We start from the raw sequence: 17106 nt of genomic DNA on the forward strand, positions 1-17106 counted from the left end.
GCTCCCCCTCCCCCCTCCCCCGCCGCGTCCCGCAGACGAGTCTCGCCGCCGAGCTGCGCGAGGAGCCCCCCGGCGCCCACGGCAGGACCGGCGGAACCGGCGGGACCGCCACCGCGCCCGAGGACCGCGACAGCTACCCCGACTTCACCGCCGAGCGTGCCGCCGCCTCCCTCGCCGGTTTCCAGCGCGGCACGCTCCAGGCACATGACGAGGAGCCCGAGGAGCGGGACGGCCGCTTCCCGGACTCCGCCCGCCGCCCGCTCACGAAGGACACGCCATGACACGCCCCACGCCCGCCACCCACACCCAGCTGGACCAGTTGCTCACCGGACTCGTGGAGCGGGTCGCCGACGTGAACCAGGCCGTCGTGCTCTCCGAGGACGGTCTGGTCGTCAGCAAGTCCACCGGCTTCCTGCGCGACGACGCGGAACGGCTCGCGGCGACCGCCTCGGGCCTGATGAGCCTGAGCAAGGGCGTCAGCATGGACTTCCGGGGCGGCCCGGTCCGCCAGGCGCTGATCGAGATGGCCAACAGCTACCTGATCCTCACCTCCGCCGGTCCCGGCGCCCACCTCGTGGTGCTCACCGGTCCGAACGCGGACGTCGGTGTGGTGGCGTACCAGATGAACATGCTGGTGAAGAAGATCGGCGAGCACCTCAGCGCGGCCCCCCGGTCCGGCACGGCCGTCGGCGAGTGACATGAGGGAAGGCGACGCGGAGGGCCGGCTCGTCCGGCCGTTCGCCCTGACTGGCGGGCGCACCCGGCCCAGCCGCGCCGACTTCACCCTCATCACGACGGTGACCGCGGTGCACCCGCCGCCCGAGCGGGCGGCGCGGGGTCAGCCGGAGCACGCCCGCATCCTGCGGCTGTGCGCCGAGCCCGTCGCCGTGGCGGAGCTGGCGGCCCTGCTCGACCTGCCGGTGAGCGTGGTGGTCATCCTGCTCTGCGACCTGCTGGAGGACGGCCGGATCACCGCACGGGCGCCGCACGCGGTGTCGCACACCACCGCCGACCTGGACCTGCTACGGAAAGTGAGGGAAGGCCTTGGCCGGCTCTGACCACCCCGTGAAGACAGCGCCCGCCGCCCCCGACGCGGTGAAGATCCTCATCGCCGGCGGCTTCGGCGTCGGCAAGACCACCATGGTCGGGTCGGTCAGCGAGATCGCCCCGCTGCGCACCGAGGAACCGCTCACCATGACGGGCCTGGGCGTCGACGACCTCGCCGGCATCGAGGAGAAACGGTCCACCACGGTGGCGCTGGACTTCGGCCGGATCACCGTCGGCGACGACCTCGTGCTGTACCTGTTCGGTACGCCGGGGCAGCAGCGGTTCTGGTTCATGTGGAACGACCTGGCGATCGGGGCCCTGGGCGCGGTGGTCCTGCTGGACGTGCGCAGACCCGAGTCGAGTTTCGCCGCCATCGACTTCTTCGAACGGCGGGGCATCCCGTTCGTCGTCGGGGTCAACGGCTTCCACGGGGAACACCCGTATCCGCCGGAGGAGATCCGCGACGCGCTGGCACTGCCGGACCACGTCCGGGTGCTGCTGTGCGACGCGCGCGAGCGGACCTCCTCACGGGACGTACTGATCGCCCTGGTGGACGAGTTGATCGCCGCGGCGGACGGCTGACCGGGGTCAGCCCAGTTTCACCGACGCCAGCCAGCTCTTGGCCACGTCCAGCGGGTCCTTCTTCTCCAGCTGCACCTGGGCGTCGAGGTCGAGCAGCGTCTCGGTGTCCAGCGCGGCGGAGACCGCGTTCAGGGCGGCGACGCCCTCCTCGGAAAGCCCCTCCTTGTTGACCAGCGGGGTGACGTTGGCGAAGCCGAAGAAGTTGTCCGGGTCCTTCAGGACGACGAACTTCTCCTTCACGATGGTCGGGTCCGTGGTGAAGATGTCCGCGGCCTGGACGGTGTTCTTGGTCAGCGCCGCCTGGGTCAGCGGACCGCCCGCGTCCAGCGCCTTGAACGACTTGAACTTCAGCCCGTACTCCGACTCCAGGCCCTTCAGCCCCTGCTGCCGGGTCTGGAACTCGGGCGAGCCGCCGATCACCAGCTCCGGGGCGATGTCCTTCAGGTCGGCGAGCGTCGAGTCCGAGGTGAGCTTGTACTTCTCCGCCGTCGCGGCGTTGACGCTCACCGAGTCCTTGTCCTCGGCCGGCGAGGGCTCCAGCAGCGTCAGGCTCTTGTCGAGCGCGGCCTTGGCCGCCGTGTTCACCGCCTCGGCGGAGGTCTGCTCGGCGTCGGCGTCGAGGTAGGCGAGCAGCGAGCCGTTGTACTCGGGCAGGACGGTGACGGAACCGTTCTTCATCAGCCCGTACGTCGTCTCGCGGCTGCCGATGTTGTGCTTGTAGGTGACCTCGATGCCCTTGGCCTTGAGCGCCTCGCCGTAGATGTCGGCGAGCAGGGTGCTCTCGGCGAAGTTGTTCGAGCCGACGACGACCGTGCCGGCCTCCGCCTTCTCCCCGTCCAGGGGGTTGTCGCCGCCGTCGTCACCGGAGGAACAGCCCACGAGCAGCGCCGCCGCGGCCGTGAGTGCGACGGCCGCCGCACCGGTGTGCCTCGTCCTGGACCTGCTGCTTCGTGCCGTAGAAGTCATTCACCGATCCCATCCCGCCGCTTCTCGGTCAGTCAAGAGCGGTCTGATTACGGTTTCCTGACGCTCCGGGAGCCGGACATCACCCCGGCCAGGAGCCCGGCGGTGGCCTCGGGCGCCTCCACCGGGAAGTGGTGGCTGCCCAGGTCGACGAGGACGATGTCGAGGCGGTCGCCGTAGCGCTCGATCGCCTCCGGCGCCGTGAGGTCGCGGACCGCGAACACGGTGACCGGCTGCCGGGTGTCGCGCAGTGCCGCGTCCATGTCCCAGCGCACCAGGCCCTCGATGGCACGTACGCCGGCGGGCTGCCGTACGGCGGCCATCTTCGTGAAGTAGGCCTCCTTGAGGGCCGGGTCGAACCCGGCCGGTGAGCCGGCCTCGACCAGGCCGCGCACCGCGCCCGGGAAGTCGTCGCGGAACAGCCGTACCATCGCCTCGGTCTGCTCCGAGCTCTGTGCCGGGAACAGGGACAGGTAGACCAGTGAGTCGAGGGCGACCACGTGCGTGACCGTGCCGGGGAGCAGCCGGCCCACCTCCACGGCGACCGCTCCGCCGAGGGAGTGCCCGGCCACGACGGCCGTGTCCGCCGCCTCGGCCTCCAGGACCGCCGCCACGTCACGGGCGAACTCCGTCATGGTCCACACGTCCCGCGTCGACCGCGAGGCGCCGTGCTCGGCGAGGTCGACCGCGAGGACGCGCAGGTGTGCGGGCAGATGGGCGGTCACCGCGTCGAAGTCCTCGCGGCGGCACGCCCAGCCGTGGACGAGGACGAGGACCGGGCCGTCGGCCGGGCCGCTCGCCGTGTAGTGGATCGTCGTGTGGTCCGATCGCCGCACCTGGAGGTGGTGCGTGATGCGTTCGTACGTGGTCATGGTGACTCCTGTCGGTATCGTCGGGGTGGACCGGCGTGAGGGCGACGCGGTCGGGTCAGGCGGCCCGGCGCCGCGTCCGGAGCTGGTGGAAGTGCAGGAGAAGGGCGGCGAGGACGACCAGCACGATCGCCAGTGCGTAGATCTCGGTCGCGGTGCGCAGGCCCAGCGCGGTGACGGCGATGCCTCCGAGCACGGCGGGCACGCTGTTGCCGAGGTAGTTGATGATGTTGGCGGAGGCGAAGACCGCGCTGCGCTCGTGCGGTGCGGCGATCCGGGCGAAGGTGCCGATCGTGGCCAGCGCCGAGGCGCCGACCCCGACGCCCGCGACGACCGTGCCGGCGGCGGCGAGCCCGACGAGGTCCGCCATCGTGCCGACGAGCGCGGCCAGGACGCCGACGCCGAGCAGGGCGGACGACGGGGCCAGCAGCGAGGCGGCGGAACGGGACCGCAGTACGGCGACCGCGAGCGCCCCGGTGCCGGTCAGCAGGGTCACGACGATGCCGCCGGACAGACGGCTGTGCAGCCCCAGCAGTTGGGCGGCGACGGACGGGCCGAGGGAGAGGAACAGCCCGGCCAGGGCCCAGCCGGCGATCATCACCGGTACCACCGGGACGATGTCCGCACGCAGGTGCGCGGGCAGCGCGGCCCGGGGGCGCAGGGAGGCGACGGCGCCGGGCCGGCGCGGTGAGGTCTCCGGCAGGACGGCGGTGACCAGCGCCGCCACCGCCATGACGCCGAGCAGCACGGCGTAGACCAGCCGGGTCGGGGCGGGGCCGAACTCGACCAGGACACCGGAGCCGAGGGCTCCGAGGGCGAGCCCGGCCAGCGGCGCGACCGAGGTGACGACGCCGGCGCGTCCCCGGGCGTGCGACGGTTCGAGGTCGACGAGGGCGGCGCTCAGGGTGGTGCTCGCCGCCCCGGTGGCGACGCCCTGGAGGATCCGGGCGGCGGCCAGGACGTACACGTTCCCTGCGGTGAGGAACAGGACGAGCGCGACCGCCTCCAGCGCGATCGACGCGGCGAGCACCGGCCGGCGGCCGACGTGGTCCGAGAGCGCGCCGACGACGAGCAGCGAGCCCAGCAGACCGGCCACGTACAGGGCGAAGACGACGGTCAGCACCCAGGCCGAGAAGTGCCATTGCCCCTGGTAGACGGAGTAGAGCGGGGACGGCACGGCGGACGCGGCCAGGAAGGCGACGAAGACGGCGGCCACGGCGAGGAAGGCGCCCCCGCGTGCCACACGGCGCCGGGCCGTGCCGGACGGCGTCGCGGACAGAGCGGATACAGCGGTGTCGACGGACATGAAAGCCTCGCAACGATCTATGCGTTAGTGGCCGCAGGCTAGCACAAACGCATAGATCGTTGCATTATTAATGCAGTGATCACTGCATCATCGTCGGCCGCACCTCTCGGCTCTCACCGGCGGGCTCGCTAGCGCAGTGATCAGTGCGATACTGGTCTGATGTCCACCACCGCTTCCCCCGCCCCGCAGTCCGGGAGCCGGCCAGGAGGCCGCTCCGCCCGCGTCCGCGCGGCGGTCCACCGGGCCGTCAAGGAACTGGTCGCCGACGACGCCGCCGAGCCCCCGACGATCCCCGTCGTCGCCGCCCGCGCCGGAGTGCACGCCACCACGGTCTACCGCCGCTGGGGCACCGTCGGCGACCTGCTCTCCGACGTCATGACCAGCCGCTTCTCCGGCGACATCGTGGTGCCGGACACCGGCAGCCTCCGCGGCGACCTGGAGCGCTACGCGTCCGACCTGGCCAAGGACCTCGGCGACCCGGACACCCTCGCCCTGGTCCGCGCCACCATCGGCACCGGCGGGGAGCAGGGCGCCGCCGCCTGCTCCGCGGACCGCCGGCGCCAGCTCGAAGCGATCCTGGAACGGGAAGAGGCCCGGGGCGGCGCCGCCCCGAGCCTCGAACACACCACGGACGCCATCCTCGCGCCCCTCTACTACCGCGCCGTCTTCACCGGCCTGCCGCTCACCACCGAGTGGGCCCACACCCTCGTCGCGCACCTGCTGCCGGACGAGGCGGCGGCCTCCTCGGCGGCCTCAGCGCCTGCGGACCCCCGGTGACACCGCCAGCCGGCCGGCCGCCCAGAACAGGGCCAGCGTGACCAGGGCCAGGACGGCCACCAGCGTGGCGCCGCCCACCACCTTCTCGTAGTCGCGCTGGTAGAGCCCGTCGACGATGTACCGGCCGAGGCCGCCCAGACTGACGTACGCGGCGATGGTGGCCGTCGAGACGATCTGGATGGCCGCCGAGCGCAGTCCGCTGAGGATCAGCGGCAGGGCGACCGGCAGTTCGACCTGGAGCAGGACGCGGGACTCGCGCATGCCCATGCCGCGGGCGGCGTCCACCGGGGCGGGGTCCACGGAGCGGACCGCCTCGTAGGTGGTGACCAGGATCGGCGGGACGGCGAGGACGACCAGCGGGATCATCACCGGCAGCAGGCCGAAGCCCATCATGATGACGATCAGCACCAGCAGTCCGAAGCTGGGCAGCGCGCGGGCGGCGGTGGCGACGAAGGCGAGCGCGTTGCCGCCGCGCCCGGTGTGCCCGGTGACCAGGCCGACCGGCAGGCCGATCAGGGCGGCGATGCCGAGGGCCAGCAGCGAGTACTGGACGTGTTCCAGCAGGCGTTGCGGAATGCCGTCGTAGCCGTGCCAGTGGGCGCTGTCGCTGAAGAAGGCGTTGACGAAGTCCAGGACGTTCACTCGGCCACCACCGCCGGGCGGCGGGTGCGGGTGCCGCGCGGCATCCACGGGGTCAGCAGGGCGCGCAGTCCGACCAGGGCCGCGTCGCAGGCGATCGCCAGGAGGGCCGTGGTGATGACGGAGTTGGCGGCCAGTTCGGGCCGGTCGTACTTCTGCGCGGCGGCCAGCAGGTTGCCGAGGGCGCCCTGGTTGCCGATGAGGGCACCGACGCTGACCAGCGAGATGCTGGAGACGACCGCGACCCTCAGGCCGGCCACGATCGCGGGCACGGCGATCGGCAACTGCACCTGCGCGTACCGCCGTACGGGCCCGAAGCCCATCGCCGTCGCGGCGGCCAGGGTCTCCTGCGGGACCGAGCGGACGCCGTCGACGATGGCCGGGACGAGGACGACCAGGCTGTAGACGGCCAGCGGGGTCATCACGGTCAGCTCGGTCTGGCCGGTGTAGTCGATGAGGACGACGAAGAAGGCCAGGGACGGGATCGCGTAGAGGACCGTCGTCACGCCGAGCACCGGCGGGTACAGCCAGCGGAAGCGGACGCAGAGCTGGGCCAGCGGCAGGGCGAGGACCAGCCCCGCCAGGACCGGCAGCAGGGCCTCGCGCAGATGCAGGCCGATCAGTCCGGGCCAGCTGTTCTGGAGGTCGCTGGGGATGTCGAAGAAGCCGTTCACGACACGGCCCCGGCGGCAGCCGCGGTGTGTTCCGCGTGCGCGGCGCGGATCGCGTCGCCGATGACCGTCTGCGAGACGACGCCGGTGACCTTGCCGTCGGCGTCCACGGCGACGGCCCAGCCGGTCGGTGACAGCACCGCGCAGTCGAGGGCGGCGCGCAGCGAGTCGGTGCCGGGCGTGAACGGCCGCCCGTACGGCAGCAGCCGCGCCGGGTCGATGTCGCCCGGGGTGAGTCCGCGCGGCTCGCTCCAGCCGAGCGGCCGTCCGTCGGCGTCGGTGACCAGCACGTACGGGGACTTCGCGGCGGCGCCGAGCCGCTTGGCGGTGGCGTCCACCGGCACCACCGGGGCGGTCGTCAGCTCCAGTTCGGCGGAGGGGAAGAAGGACAGCCGCCGCACGCCCCGGTCGGCGCCGAGGAAGTCCTCGACGAAGGCGTCGGCGGGGTCGGAGAGCAGTTCGGCCGGGGGCGCGTACTGGGCGAGGTGACCGCCCTCGCGCAGCACCGCGACCATCGTGCCGAGTTTGATGGCCTCGTCGATGTCATGGGTGACGAAGACGATGGTCTTGCCCAGTTCCTCCTGGATGCGCAGGAGTTCGTCCTGGAGGCCCTTGCGGACCACCGGGTCGACGGCGGAGAACGGCTCGTCCATCAGCAGCACCGGCGGGTCGGCCGCGAGCGCCCGGGCCACGCCGACGCGCTGCTGCTGGCCGCCGGAGAGCTGGTACGGGTAGCGCTTGGCGAGGGAGGGGTCGAGGCCGACCCGCTCCATCAGCTCCGCCGCCCGGTCGCGGGCCTGCTGCTTGCTCCAGCCGAGCATGCGGGGCACGGTGGCGATGTTGTCGACGATCGTCCGGTGCTGGAAGAGACCGGCGTTCTGGATGACGTACCCCATGGAGCGGCGCAGGGTGGTGACGGGCTGCCGCGTGACGTCCTCGCCGTCGAGGAGGACGGTGCCCTCGCTGGGCTCGACCATCCTGTTGATCATCCGCAGGGTCGTGGTCTTGCCGCAGCCCGAGGGGCCGACGAGGACCGTGATCGAGCGGTCGGGTATCTCCAGCGACAGCCGGTCCACCGCCACCGTGCCGTCCGGGTACCGCTTGGTGACTGATTCCATCCGTATCAAAGCGCCGAATACCCTTCGGGTGGGGCGGACATTCCGGGAAGTGCCGGCCAGAGGTCGTACGGGCAGTCGCGTGCGCGGCTGCCGGGTGAGTCTAGACGCGGCCGCCCCGCTCACCCGCCCCGGCTTGCGGACCGTTACGCCGCCGCCCTCACGCCCGTTGACCCGCGCCGCTCCCGGCCGCCCGGCTGTCGGCCCGTCACGCCACCGCCCCCCGGCCGGATTCCACCACCGGCAGTCCCGGCGAGCGCAGCACCCGGCGCTCCGCGTCCACCGCGAACACCTCGCAGCCCGCCCGTGCCGCGGCCCAGGTGACGCCCTCGGGGCCGAGCGCGAAGGCGGCGGTGGCGACCGGGTCGGCCTCGGTGAGGGTGGGGGCCACCACCGTCAGGCTGAGCAGGCCGGTCGCCGGTGCCCCGGTACGCCCGTCGATGATGTGGTCGCCGCGCTCGTAGCGGGCGGAGGTCGCGACCGCCGCGTCGGTGATGTCGAGCACCGCGCACAGCCGGTCGGCGTGCTCGGGGTGCCGTATCCCCACCCGCCAGGGGCCGCCGGCGGCGACCACGTCACCGCCGGCGTTGAGGCAGAAGCGGCGTGCCCCGGCCGCCGTCAGCAGTCCGGCCGCCCGCTGCACCGACCAGCCCTTCACCACCGCGCAGGGGTCGAGCCCCCGCCCCGGCAGCCGGGCGTCGAACGCGCCGCCGGTGGCCGCCCGGTACTCCTCGCACAGCGCGAGCACCTCCCGCAGGTCGTCGCTCGTCCGGAACGACTCGCCCCGGTCCAGCCGGCACACCTCGCTGTCGGCCCGGAAGGGACTGAACCGGGCGTCGACCTCGCGCAGCCAGGCGAAGACGGCGTCGGCGGCCCGCTCGGGCACGTCCTCGTCGTCCACCCGCAGGGAGACCGGGAACCCCATGACGTGCTCGACGCGCCGCATCTCAGGCGCCGCCGGCGTCGAGGGCGGCCTGGAGGGACTCGCGGTAGCCGTCGCTGGTGACGGTGGCGCCGGAGACGGTGTCGATGTCGGCGCTCTGTGCCTGGAGCGTCTCCTGGACGAGCTGCGGCACGGCGGCCGTGGTCTGCGGGTGGTTCGGCTGCTGGAGCATGGTGACGGCGGTGATCCGCTCGCCCTCGAAGGTCACCTGGACCTGCACGGGCCCCTTCTCGGTGTTCACGGTCGAACCGGCGACGGTCCGCTCGGTGGTACCGCCCGAGGAAGACACCGTGGGCGTCGGGGCGGGAGCGGCCTCGGTGGTCGTGGTCGTCGTGGTCGCCGTCTCGGTCGACGGCGCGTACCGCCACACGGGAATCAGCCCCGCGACGCTGAGGACCAGAACGGGAATGGCTCGTTTCACGGCGTGCTCTCGTCTCTCGTCGCCGCCTCAGCCGGCCAGGCCGAAGCGCTCGAAATGGATCTGCGGCCCGGGCACGCCCAGCTCGCGCAGGCTGCCCAGTACGGCGTTCATCATGGGCGGCGGTCCGCACAGGAAGACGTCGCGGCCGGTGATGTCGGGGACCAGCCGGGCCAGTTCGGCCGGGGCCAGCCGGTCGGGCACCGGCGGCCCGGTCACCAGGTGCAGCTCGGCGCCCTTGGCGGCGGCGAGGTCGCGGAGTTCGTCGTACAGGACCGCGTCCCGGTCGGCGCCGACCCGGTAGACGACGACGGCGTGCCCGTCCAGCTCCTCAAGGAGCGCCCGGATCGGCGTGACGCCGACGCCGCCCGCGATGAGCACGGCGTCCGGGCGGGTGCGGTGCAGCGCGGTGAAGGCTCCGTAGGGGCCCTCGGCGAAGACCCGGGTGCCGGGCTCGAGGTGCCGTAGCGCCGCCGTCCCGTCCCCGGCCGTCTTGACGGTGAGCCGGAGGGTGCGGCCGTCGGGCGCGGCGGACAGCGAGAAGGGGTTGGCCTGCCACCAGCGGTCCCGGGTCAGGAACCGCCACAGGAAGAACTGCCCCGCCCGCGCGGGCAGCCGCTCCAGGTCCCGCCCGGTGACGTACACGGACACCACCTGGTCGTTCTCCGGCACCACGGCCGTCACGCGCAGCCGGTGCCGCCCGTTGCGCCACAGCGGCAGCGCCAGCCGCCCGACGAAGACCGCGCCCAGCGCGCCGCCCCACAGGACGTACCAGTACGCCGTCCCCCACGACGAGGACGCGAAGCTGGTCCCGACGGCGACCTGGTGGGTGAAGGCGAGCACCACCGCGACGTAGGTGTACAGGTGCAGGAAGTGCCAGGTCTCGTACGCCATCCGGCGCCGCGCGGCACGGGCCGAGGCGCCGCCGATCACCAGCAGCAGCGCGAAGGCGACCACCGCCCGCAGCACGCCCTCGACGGTCTCCGCGAGGTCGACGAGCTGGTTCAGCGGGTCCAGCGAGGACGCCTGCGCGTACCCGAAGGTGATCAGCACGACGTGGGCGAGCAGCGTCCACAGCACGCCGAAGCCGGTCCAGCGGTGCCAGGACGTCAGCCGGTCCATGCCGATCCGCCGGTCCAGCCAGGGCAGGCGGGCGACCAGCAGCAGCTGGAACGCCATCAACAGGGCGCCGTACAGCCCGGCCAGCCGGCCCAGCACGATCAGCGCGTTGGAGGCGAAGCCGCCCTGGACGAAGAGGACGGCCACGACGGCCGCGTTGGCGGCGAGCAACGCGTACAGGCCGGTACGGGCCACCACCCGGGGGCGGAGAGCCGGAGCGGGGGGCGGCTGGACGACACGGGGAGCGCGCGGGGCAGTGGTCACGCCCCTGAGCTTGACCCGCGCGCCCTGTCGTTTTCCTGTCGGACGGCTTTCGACTGGTTATCGATCCCGGTACGGCGATGACCTGGGACTCGGCTGTGCGTCCCGGGTGACGCACTATGGGCGGGTGGAAAAAGTACGACTCCTCGTCGTGGACGACGACCCGCCCATCGCCGACCTGGTCGCCACGGTCGCCCGGTACGAGGGCTGGGAGGCGGTCACCGCCAACTCCGGCGAGGAAGCGCTGCGCACCGCCGCCGTGTTCCGTCCGGACATCGTGGTGCTCGACCTGATGCTGCCGGACCTCGACGGCTTCGGCGTCCTGGACCGGCTGCGCCGCTCGGGGACGCAGGTGCCGGTGGTGTTCCTCACCGCCCGCGACCAGGTCGCCGACCGGGTGGCGGGGCTGACCCGGGGCGGTGACGACTACCTGGTCAAGCCGTTCGCGGTGGAGGAGCTGATGGCCCGGCTGCGGACCGTGCTGCGGCGCAGCGCCGGACCCGGCTTCCAGCGTTCCGTACTGAGCGTGGCCGACCTGACGATGGACGAGGACACCCGCCAGGTGCGGCGCGGCGAGACCCTGCTGTCCCTCACCCCCACCGAGTACGAGGTGCTGCGCTACCTGATGCGCAAGTCCCCGACCGTGCTGACCAAGGCGCAGATCCTGGACCACGTGTGGGAGTACGGCTTCGGCGGCCGGTCCAACGTCGTCGAGCTGGTCGTCAGCCGGCTGCGCCGCAAGCTGGACGAGGCGGGCGGCGGCGGTCCGCTGATCCACACGGTGCGCGGCTTCGGGTACGCGCTGCGCCGGGCGGCCCCGTGATACGGCCGGCCCGGCCGGTACGGCGGCTGTGGCGGGCCTACCACGGCTCGCGGCTCGGCACCCGTCTCGCCCTCGGCCTGGGCGCGCTGTCGCTGCTGGCGTTCGCCGTGGTCGGCACGGCGCTGACCACGTACATGCGGGACTACCTGGAGGCGCGGCTCGTCGACCAGATGAAGCTGGCGCAGGTGGTGCAGACCAAGGACGCGGCCGAGCACGGCACGGTGCAGCGCAAGCCGTACTACGGCTGGTACACGGCCGTCTACGACGTCTCCGGCTCCTCGGCCGACCTGCGCAAGCCCGCCGAGGTGCCCTCGGACCCGGGTGCGCTGACCACGCTGGCCGAGGAGATGGCCGACGCGGACGAGGACATCACGCGCACCGTCCGGATCGACGGGCGGGGCCCGTACCTGTTGCGGGCCTGCGAGGTGGAGCCGGGGGTGGTGCTGGTCAGCGCCGCGCCGCTGGGCGACGTCGAGAACACCATGGACCATCTGATCGCCGTACAGGTCGTCGCCTTCGGCCTCGCGCTGCTGGCGCTGGTGGTGTTCGGGCGGCGGATGCTGCGGCGCGGGCTGCAGCCGCTGAGCGACATGGCGCACACCGCGCACGGCATCGCCTCGCACGACCTGACCGAGTCGGCGGCCCGGCTGCCGCTGCGGGACTCCGGGCGGGACGGCGGGCGCGAGGTGGCGGAGCTGCGCACCGCGTTCAACGCGATGCTGGAGCACATCGACGACTCCCTCGCGGTACGCGCCGAGGCGGAGCGGCGGCTGCGCCGGTTCGTCGCCGACGCCTCGCACGAACTGCGCACCCCGCTGATGTCGGTACGGGGCTACGCCGACCTCTTCCAGTACGCGGCGGCCAACGAACCCGGCGAACGGGAGAAGCACCTGGCCCGGCTGCGCGCCGAGGCGGCCCGGATGGGCGTGCTCCTGGACGACCTGCTGCTCCTCGCCCGGCTGGACGCGGCCGAGGTGGAGACCCCGCTGCGGATGGCCGACAGCGACCTGACCGACCTGGCCCGCCAGGCCGCCGACGCGTTCCGCGCCTCGCACCCGGGGCGTGAGCTGACGGTGTCCGCCGGTCCTGACCCGGTGCGGCTCCGGCTCGACCCGCAACGCATCCGCCAGGTCCTGGACAACCTCCTCACCAACGCGGCCGTGCACACCCCGCCCGGCACGGAGGTGACCCTGCGCGTCACCCACGACACGCAGGCGGCCCGGGTCGAGGTGGCCGACGCGGGACCGGGCATCCCGCCCGCCGACCGGGCACGGGTCTTCGACCGCTTCTACCGCGTCGACAAGGCCCGCACCCGCGACCGCGGCGGCAGCGGGCTGGGCCTGGCGGTGGTCCGCTCCCTGGTCCTCGCCCACGGCGGCACGGTGGAGCTGGACAGCGAGCCGGGGGCGACGGTGTTCCGCGTGACGCTGCCGCTGGGCGGCAGGGCCACCGGCGGCCGGTGACCCCGGCACCCCCCCCATACGCCGATCGACGGACAGCGCGGGCCGCTCTGTGGCAGGTTGGCCGCATGAGCAACCGGATGCTTCCCGTGCGCGTCGGCGACGTCGAACTCCTGGTGGAAACCGTGCCCGTGGCCGGCTCCGAACCCACGTCACGGCTGGGCGAGGCGGGCCGGCGGGTCACCGACTCCTTCGACCAGGTCCGCGACGCCGTGGTGGAGATCGGCACCTCGGCGGCCCAGGCGGTGGGCCGGCTGCGCGCGCAGGCGGTACGCCCCGAACAGGTCGAGGTCGAGTTCGGACTGCGCCTGTCCGTGCAGGGGAACGTAGTCCTGGTCGGTTCCTCCGGCGAGGCGTCCCTGGTCGTGCGGATGACGTACCGGGCGCCGGAGGCGGAGAGCAGGCCGTAGGTTCCGCCGCCCGCGGACAGGGGGAAGTGGGTATGGACCATGCACGGCGTCCGGGGGTCCCGGGCAGCCTGGGGCGGGTGCTGGGGCCGGGCGGGGACCCGGCCGGCACCTGCTTCCAGGTGACGCCCGGCCTGCTCGTCACGGCCCGGCACGTCCTGGAGGGCCTGGGCCGCGGCGCGGCGGGCCAGGAGGTCGCCGTCGACGCGCTCGACGGGTCGGCGGGCCCCGCCCCCGCGACCGTCGCCGCGGTCGACGCCGTAGGGGACCTGGCCGTCCTGCGCCGGGCGGAGCCGCTGGCGGAGTCGGTTCCCGGGTGGGTGCCGACGGACTCGGTGCCGCCGGGGACGAAGGTGGTGGTCAGCGGCGTCGCGGAGGTGGACGATCCCGGCCACCGCTACGAGTTCCTGCAGGCCACGGGCGAGTGGCAGGGCGCGACCGAACGGGACGGCGTCGCGCTGGGACGGCTGTCGTGCTCCGCCGTGCTCACCGGTATGAGCGGCGCGCCGGTCCTGCGCGGGGACGACGGGCGGGTCGTGGGCGTCGTGTCGGAGCGGTACCACAGCGCCGGCGGCTGGCTGCGGGACACGGTCTGGGTGGCCAGGACGGAGGACCTCACCCGGCTGCTGACGGCCCACGGCCAGGTCACGGTGCGGCAGCGGCTGGTACTGGGGGACACCGTGGGCATCGAGCTGTCCGCGGACGGCGGCGGACCGGCCCCGGCCCCGCTCGCCCCGGTCCCGGCGGCCGGCCCGGCGGAGGCGGCCCGGGAGGCCGAGGTGGTCCTCGCCGCGCTGGACGGCTCGTGCCGGGGCACGGGCCCGTTCGTCGGGCTCGTCGACCTCCTCGCGACGCGGATGGCAGCGGGCGGCTGGAGCACCGAGGTGATCGAGGACCTGCGGCGAAGACTCCGGTCGCACGGCCTGGAGCCGGCCGCGCTGCTGCCCCGCCTCCCGGACCACGACGAGGCGGTACGGCAGTGGTCGCGGCCGTTCCCCGGCGGGTCCGGTGAGGTGACCGGCCACGTCGCCCGCGCGCTGCTCACCGGAGTCCGCCGCACGCTCGCCGGCGCGCTGCGCGACGGGGTGCTCGTGGGGATCGCCGGTTCGTGCCGCGGCTACCTGCTGGAAGCGCTGGAGGACGGGGACGCGCTGCCGCTCTCCGGTTTCCTGCACGCCTTGTCGGCCCGGCTCCCGGCGCCGCGCTCCGCGGCGGTGGAGGCCGTGTGGCTGCCCGGCCGTGGTCCGGCGGGGAACGGACCGGGTGAGCGGACCACGGCAGGACCGAGCGGACCGGGGCGGCGAGCGATCGGCCACGGACGGCCCGCCGAACGACCCGGACTCGTCTCCGTCGCGGCGCAGATGTGCCGCCTGCCCCTCGCGGACCCGTGCACCGCCGGCCGCGCGGCACAAGTGGCCGGGATCGTCTCCAAGATCGACCGGAACATGACGCGGTACGGGTCGGCGACCGCGTTCCTGTCCGGGCAGCCCGGCGTCGGCACCTCCGTCGTCGCCGTCGAGGCCGCTCGCGCGCTCGCGCCCGCCTTCCCCGGCGGAGTCTTCTACGTCGACCTCCAGGGACTCGTCCCGGACGCCTGCCTGAGCGTCCGTACCGTGGTGCGGATCGTCAGCGAGGCCCTGGGCCTCGACGCCGACGTCTCGCTGCGGGACGACGCCCGGACGATCGCGTCGTTCCTGGCGCGGCTGCACGACCGGCGCGTCCTGCTGGTGCTGGACAACGCCCGCGACGCGGCCCACGTCCGGCCGCTGGTGAAGGCGCCCGCCGGCTGCGCGGTCGTCGTCACCTCACGCAACCGGGCTCAGGACTACGCCGGTCCGGGGCTGACGTTCGAGGTCGGGCGCTTGGACCGGGAGGCCTCGGTGGAGGTGCTCCGGCGGTGCGCGCAGGACAGCGGCTCCGGCTCGCCGGACGGCGGGACGTCGGCCGAGCTGCACCGACTGGCGCACCTCTGTGACGACGTACCGCTGGCCCTGCGGATCGTCGGCGCCCGGCTGGCGCAGCCCTCGGGCGGTGATCCGGCCTACCTCCGCCACCTGCTGGAGGAGGCTCGGCTGGACACCCTGTCCTGGGGCGACCGGGCCGTCCGGCTGGCGATCCGGCTCAGTCACGACACCCTCGACCCCCCGGCCCGCCGCGTGCTGCGGCTGATCACCGCCGCCCCGGGCTCCGCCGTCACCGGCGCGGAACTCGGCCACTGCCTGCGGCAGCCCGCGTTGCGGCAGGAACTGATGCTCAACCGCCTGGTGGACCACAGCCTGGCGCACCAGGACCTCGTCCGCATGCCCGAGGGCGGTCTGCTGGCCACCTTCCGGCTGTTCGACCTGGTGCGGCTCTTCGCCGCCGAACGCCTGGAGCTGGAGGAGGACAGCGACGTCGTACGGGCCTTCCAGCGGGACTCGGTCTCCTACCTGTGCGAACGGCTGACGGAGATCACCGATCAGACGTCCGGCGCGCAGCTGTCGGGGGAGCTGGACCCCAGCCGCTTCCACGCCGCGCAACGGCTCGCGGCGGCCAACGGGTGGCTGGACCTCGCCACCGACCTCGCCGTCGGCCTGCACGTCCTGTACAGCGCCCGGGGCGAACTCGACGCCGTGGTCGCCGTCAACGAGGACCGGATCGGCCTGCTTCTGCGTCAGGGGCAGCCCGCGCAAGCCGTCAAGGCGTGCCTGCTCAACGCGGAGACGCTGCGCTCCGCCGACGCCGCGGGCCCGGCGGCCGACGCCGCGCGCCAGGCGGTCCGCCTCGCCCGTGAGTACCGGCTCGACGAGGATGCCGCCGAGGCCGAGTTCCAGCTCAGCCTCGCCCTGTGGGACCTGGCGGACCGGGCCGGCGCGCTGGCGGCCGGCGAACGCGCGGTCGCCCTGCTGGAAAGCGCCGGCCGCCCGTCCGCCGCGGTTCCCCTGACGATCAACAACAGCCGCCTCGCCCGTCACCTGGGCGACACCGAGAAGGCGCTGCGGTGGGGCCGACGGGCCGTGGAGCTGGCCGACCGGTGGAGCACCGGCACCCACCGGGCGATGGCCCGCAATCAGTGCGGTCTGGCCGAGGAGGACGCGGGCGGCCACGCCGCCGCCCTCGCGCTCTACCAGGACGCGGCCGGGCTGTGGGAAGCGGTGGGCAACACGTCGAACGCCGCCAACGAGCACTCCAACGCCGGTTATACGGCCCGCCGCCTGGACGACCCGGTCACCGCCTCGCACCAGTTCCACCGCGCAGCCCACCTGTGGCAGCGCGCCGAGGAGCACCTCCGGGCACTGGAGGCACTCGTCGACCTGAGCGCGGTGCACGCGTCCCAGGACTCCTGGAAGCACGCGCATCGCGTGCTCGCCGAGGCGGAGGAGGCCGCGCTCGGTCCCGCCCGGGACGCCCCGGCCCTCCTGCGCGGGGAGGTGTCCGTGCGCCGCGCGGCGAGCTGCCTGTGGGCCACCGGAGAGGTGCCGGATTCCTACCGGACGCGTGCGGAGACGGAGGGCGACGAGCCCCCCGAGCTGGAGGAGGCCCGCGCCGCCCTGGACCGGTTCCGCAGCGGTGAATCGGCAGTGGGCGAGGCCCGCCGCCAGGTGGGTCCCCTGCTCCGCGCCCTGACCTTCAACAAGGTTCCGCGCGCCGACCCGTGGATGTACGAGACCATGGGCGGGGAGGCACCCGACCGTCCGGTACTCGAAACCTGACGGGACGGCTGCGA

18 protein-coding genes are annotated in these 17106 nt (G+C 73.6%); 9 read left to right on the forward strand and 9 right to left on the reverse strand.

Annotation, left to right across the window (positions count from 1 at the left end):
• The 4 genes from J7I94_RS27215 to J7I94_RS27230 all read left to right on the forward strand — a co-directional run.
• A partial coding sequence (locus J7I94_RS27215) for a hypothetical protein (protein ID WP_215171058.1) occupies positions 1-281 on the forward strand: 281 nt, incomplete at its 5' end.
• Entirely contained in the window at positions 278-697 is a 420-nt protein-coding gene (locus J7I94_RS27220) for a roadblock/LC7 domain-containing protein (RefSeq protein WP_215171060.1), read from the forward strand. The genes J7I94_RS27215 and J7I94_RS27220, both read left to right, overlap by 4 nt.
• Before the next feature lies 1 nt (position 698).
• Entirely contained in the window at positions 699-1058 is a 360-nt protein-coding gene (locus J7I94_RS27225) for a DUF742 domain-containing protein (protein ID WP_215171062.1), read from the forward strand.
• Positions 1045-1629, forward strand: a complete 585-nt coding sequence (locus J7I94_RS27230) for an ATP/GTP-binding protein (protein ID WP_215171064.1) — start codon at positions 1045-1047, stop codon at positions 1627-1629. Before J7I94_RS27225 ends, J7I94_RS27230 begins: the two co-directional genes overlap by 14 nt.
• A gap of 6 nt (positions 1630-1635) precedes the next feature.
• Here J7I94_RS27230 and J7I94_RS27235 read toward each other — a convergent pair whose 3' ends face one another.
• The 3 genes from J7I94_RS27235 to J7I94_RS27245 are packed head-to-tail and all read right to left on the reverse strand — an operon-like array spanning position 1636 to position 4767.
• Entirely contained in the window at positions 1636-2595 is a 960-nt protein-coding gene (locus J7I94_RS27235; protein WP_215171066.1) for an ABC transporter substrate-binding protein, read from the reverse strand.
• Between the two features lie 47 nt (positions 2596-2642).
• Positions 2643-3464 (reverse strand): alpha/beta fold hydrolase, encoded by an 822-nt coding sequence (locus J7I94_RS27240; RefSeq protein WP_215171068.1) that lies wholly within the window; start codon positions 3462-3464, stop codon positions 2643-2645.
• Between the two features lie 55 nt (positions 3465-3519).
• Positions 3520-4767, reverse strand: a complete 1248-nt coding sequence (locus tag J7I94_RS27245) for an MFS transporter (protein ID WP_215171070.1) — start codon at positions 4765-4767, stop codon at positions 3520-3522.
• A 159-nt stretch (positions 4768-4926) separates the two neighbouring features.
• Here J7I94_RS27245 and J7I94_RS27250 point away from each other — a divergent pair, with 159 nt between their 5' ends.
• Positions 4927-5544, forward strand: a complete 618-nt coding sequence (locus J7I94_RS27250) for a TetR-like C-terminal domain-containing protein (protein WP_215171072.1) — start codon at positions 4927-4929, stop codon at positions 5542-5544.
• Here J7I94_RS27250 and J7I94_RS27255 read toward each other — a convergent pair.
• From J7I94_RS27255 to J7I94_RS27280, 6 genes are all read right to left on the reverse strand, one after another.
• Positions 5521-6186 (reverse strand): ABC transporter permease, encoded by a 666-nt coding sequence (locus tag J7I94_RS27255; RefSeq protein ID WP_215171074.1) that lies wholly within the window; start codon positions 6184-6186, stop codon positions 5521-5523. The genes J7I94_RS27250 and J7I94_RS27255 overlap by 24 nt on opposite strands.
• Complete coding sequence (locus J7I94_RS27260) at positions 6183-6857, reverse strand: ABC transporter permease (protein WP_215171076.1); 675 nt, start codon at positions 6855-6857, stop codon at positions 6183-6185. Before J7I94_RS27260 ends, J7I94_RS27255 begins: the two co-directional genes overlap by 4 nt.
• The gene (locus tag J7I94_RS27265) at positions 6854-7981 is read right to left on the reverse strand and encodes an ABC transporter ATP-binding protein (RefSeq protein WP_215171078.1); all 1128 of its coding nucleotides are present in this window, start codon (positions 7979-7981) and stop codon (positions 6854-6856) included. The genes J7I94_RS27260 and J7I94_RS27265 overlap by 4 nt, the downstream gene beginning before the upstream one ends.
• Before the next feature lie 196 nt (positions 7982-8177).
• Positions 8178-8915: an FAD:protein FMN transferase gene (locus J7I94_RS27270; protein ID WP_215171080.1), complete on the reverse strand. Its 738-nt coding sequence runs from the start codon at positions 8913-8915 to the stop codon at positions 8178-8180.
• 1 nt (position 8916) lies between these two features.
• Positions 8917-9333, reverse strand: coding sequence for an FMN-binding protein (locus J7I94_RS27275; RefSeq protein ID WP_215171082.1), 417 nt, complete (start codon positions 9331-9333; stop codon positions 8917-8919).
• Positions 9334-9360: 27 nt separating this feature from the next.
• Positions 9361-10644 (reverse strand): ferric reductase-like transmembrane domain-containing protein, encoded by a 1284-nt coding sequence (locus J7I94_RS27280; protein ID WP_215171221.1) that lies wholly within the window; start codon positions 10642-10644, stop codon positions 9361-9363.
• A 193-nt stretch (positions 10645-10837) separates the two neighbouring features.
• Here J7I94_RS27280 and J7I94_RS27285 point away from each other — a divergent pair, with 193 nt between their 5' ends.
• From J7I94_RS27285 to J7I94_RS27300, 4 genes are all read left to right on the forward strand, one after another.
• The gene (locus tag J7I94_RS27285) at positions 10838-11533 is read left to right on the forward strand and encodes a response regulator transcription factor (RefSeq protein WP_215171084.1); all 696 of its coding nucleotides are present in this window, start codon (positions 10838-10840) and stop codon (positions 11531-11533) included.
• Positions 11530-12996 carry a HAMP domain-containing sensor histidine kinase gene (locus tag J7I94_RS27290; protein ID WP_308114713.1) on the forward strand — a complete coding sequence of 489 codons (1467 nt, stop codon included), beginning with the start codon at positions 11530-11532 and terminating at the stop codon, positions 12994-12996. Before J7I94_RS27285 ends, J7I94_RS27290 begins: the two co-directional genes overlap by 4 nt.
• A 65-nt stretch (positions 12997-13061) precedes the next feature.
• Positions 13062-13403: a CU044_2847 family protein gene (locus tag J7I94_RS27295; RefSeq protein ID WP_215171086.1), complete on the forward strand. Its 342-nt coding sequence runs from the start codon at positions 13062-13064 to the stop codon at positions 13401-13403.
• Positions 13404-13435: 32 nt separating this feature from the next.
• Entirely contained in the window at positions 13436-17092 is a 3657-nt protein-coding gene (locus tag J7I94_RS27300; protein ID WP_215171088.1) for a serine protease, read from the forward strand.
• Positions 17093-17106 lie beyond the last annotated feature (14 nt).

This window comes from Streptomyces sp. ISL-12 (assembly GCF_018614415.1).
Taxonomy (GTDB): domain Bacteria; phylum Actinomycetota; class Actinomycetes; order Streptomycetales; family Streptomycetaceae; genus Streptomyces.

What these genes read in the sequence shown, in the direction of transcription:
- J7I94_RS27220 (WP_215171060.1), top strand. Translation starts at nt 278, where the DNA reads ATGACACGCCCCACGCCCGCCACCCACACCCAGCTGGACCAGTTGCTC.
- J7I94_RS27225 (WP_215171062.1), top strand. Translation starts at nt 699, where the DNA reads ATGAGGGAAGGCGACGCGGAGGGCCGGCTCGTCCGGCCGTTCGCCCTG.
- J7I94_RS27235 (WP_215171066.1), bottom strand. Translation starts at nt 2,595, where the DNA reads ATGACTTCTACGGCACGAAGCAGCAGGTCCAGGACGAGGCACACCGGT.
- J7I94_RS27240 (WP_215171068.1), bottom strand. Translation starts at nt 3,464, where the DNA reads ATGACCACGTACGAACGCATCACGCACCACCTCCAGGTGCGGCGATCG.
- J7I94_RS27245 (WP_215171070.1), bottom strand. Translation starts at nt 4,767, where the DNA reads ATGTCCGTCGACACCGCTGTATCCGCTCTGTCCGCGACGCCGTCCGGC.
- J7I94_RS27250 (WP_215171072.1), top strand. Translation starts at nt 4,927, where the DNA reads ATGTCCACCACCGCTTCCCCCGCCCCGCAGTCCGGGAGCCGGCCAGGA.
- J7I94_RS27270 (WP_215171080.1), bottom strand. Translation starts at nt 8,915, where the DNA reads ATGCGGCGCGTCGAGCACGTCATGGGGTTCCCGGTCTCCCTGCGGGTG.
- J7I94_RS27295 (WP_215171086.1), top strand. Translation starts at nt 13,062, where the DNA reads ATGAGCAACCGGATGCTTCCCGTGCGCGTCGGCGACGTCGAACTCCTG.
- J7I94_RS27300 (WP_215171088.1), top strand. Translation starts at nt 13,436, where the DNA reads ATGGACCATGCACGGCGTCCGGGGGTCCCGGGCAGCCTGGGGCGGGTG.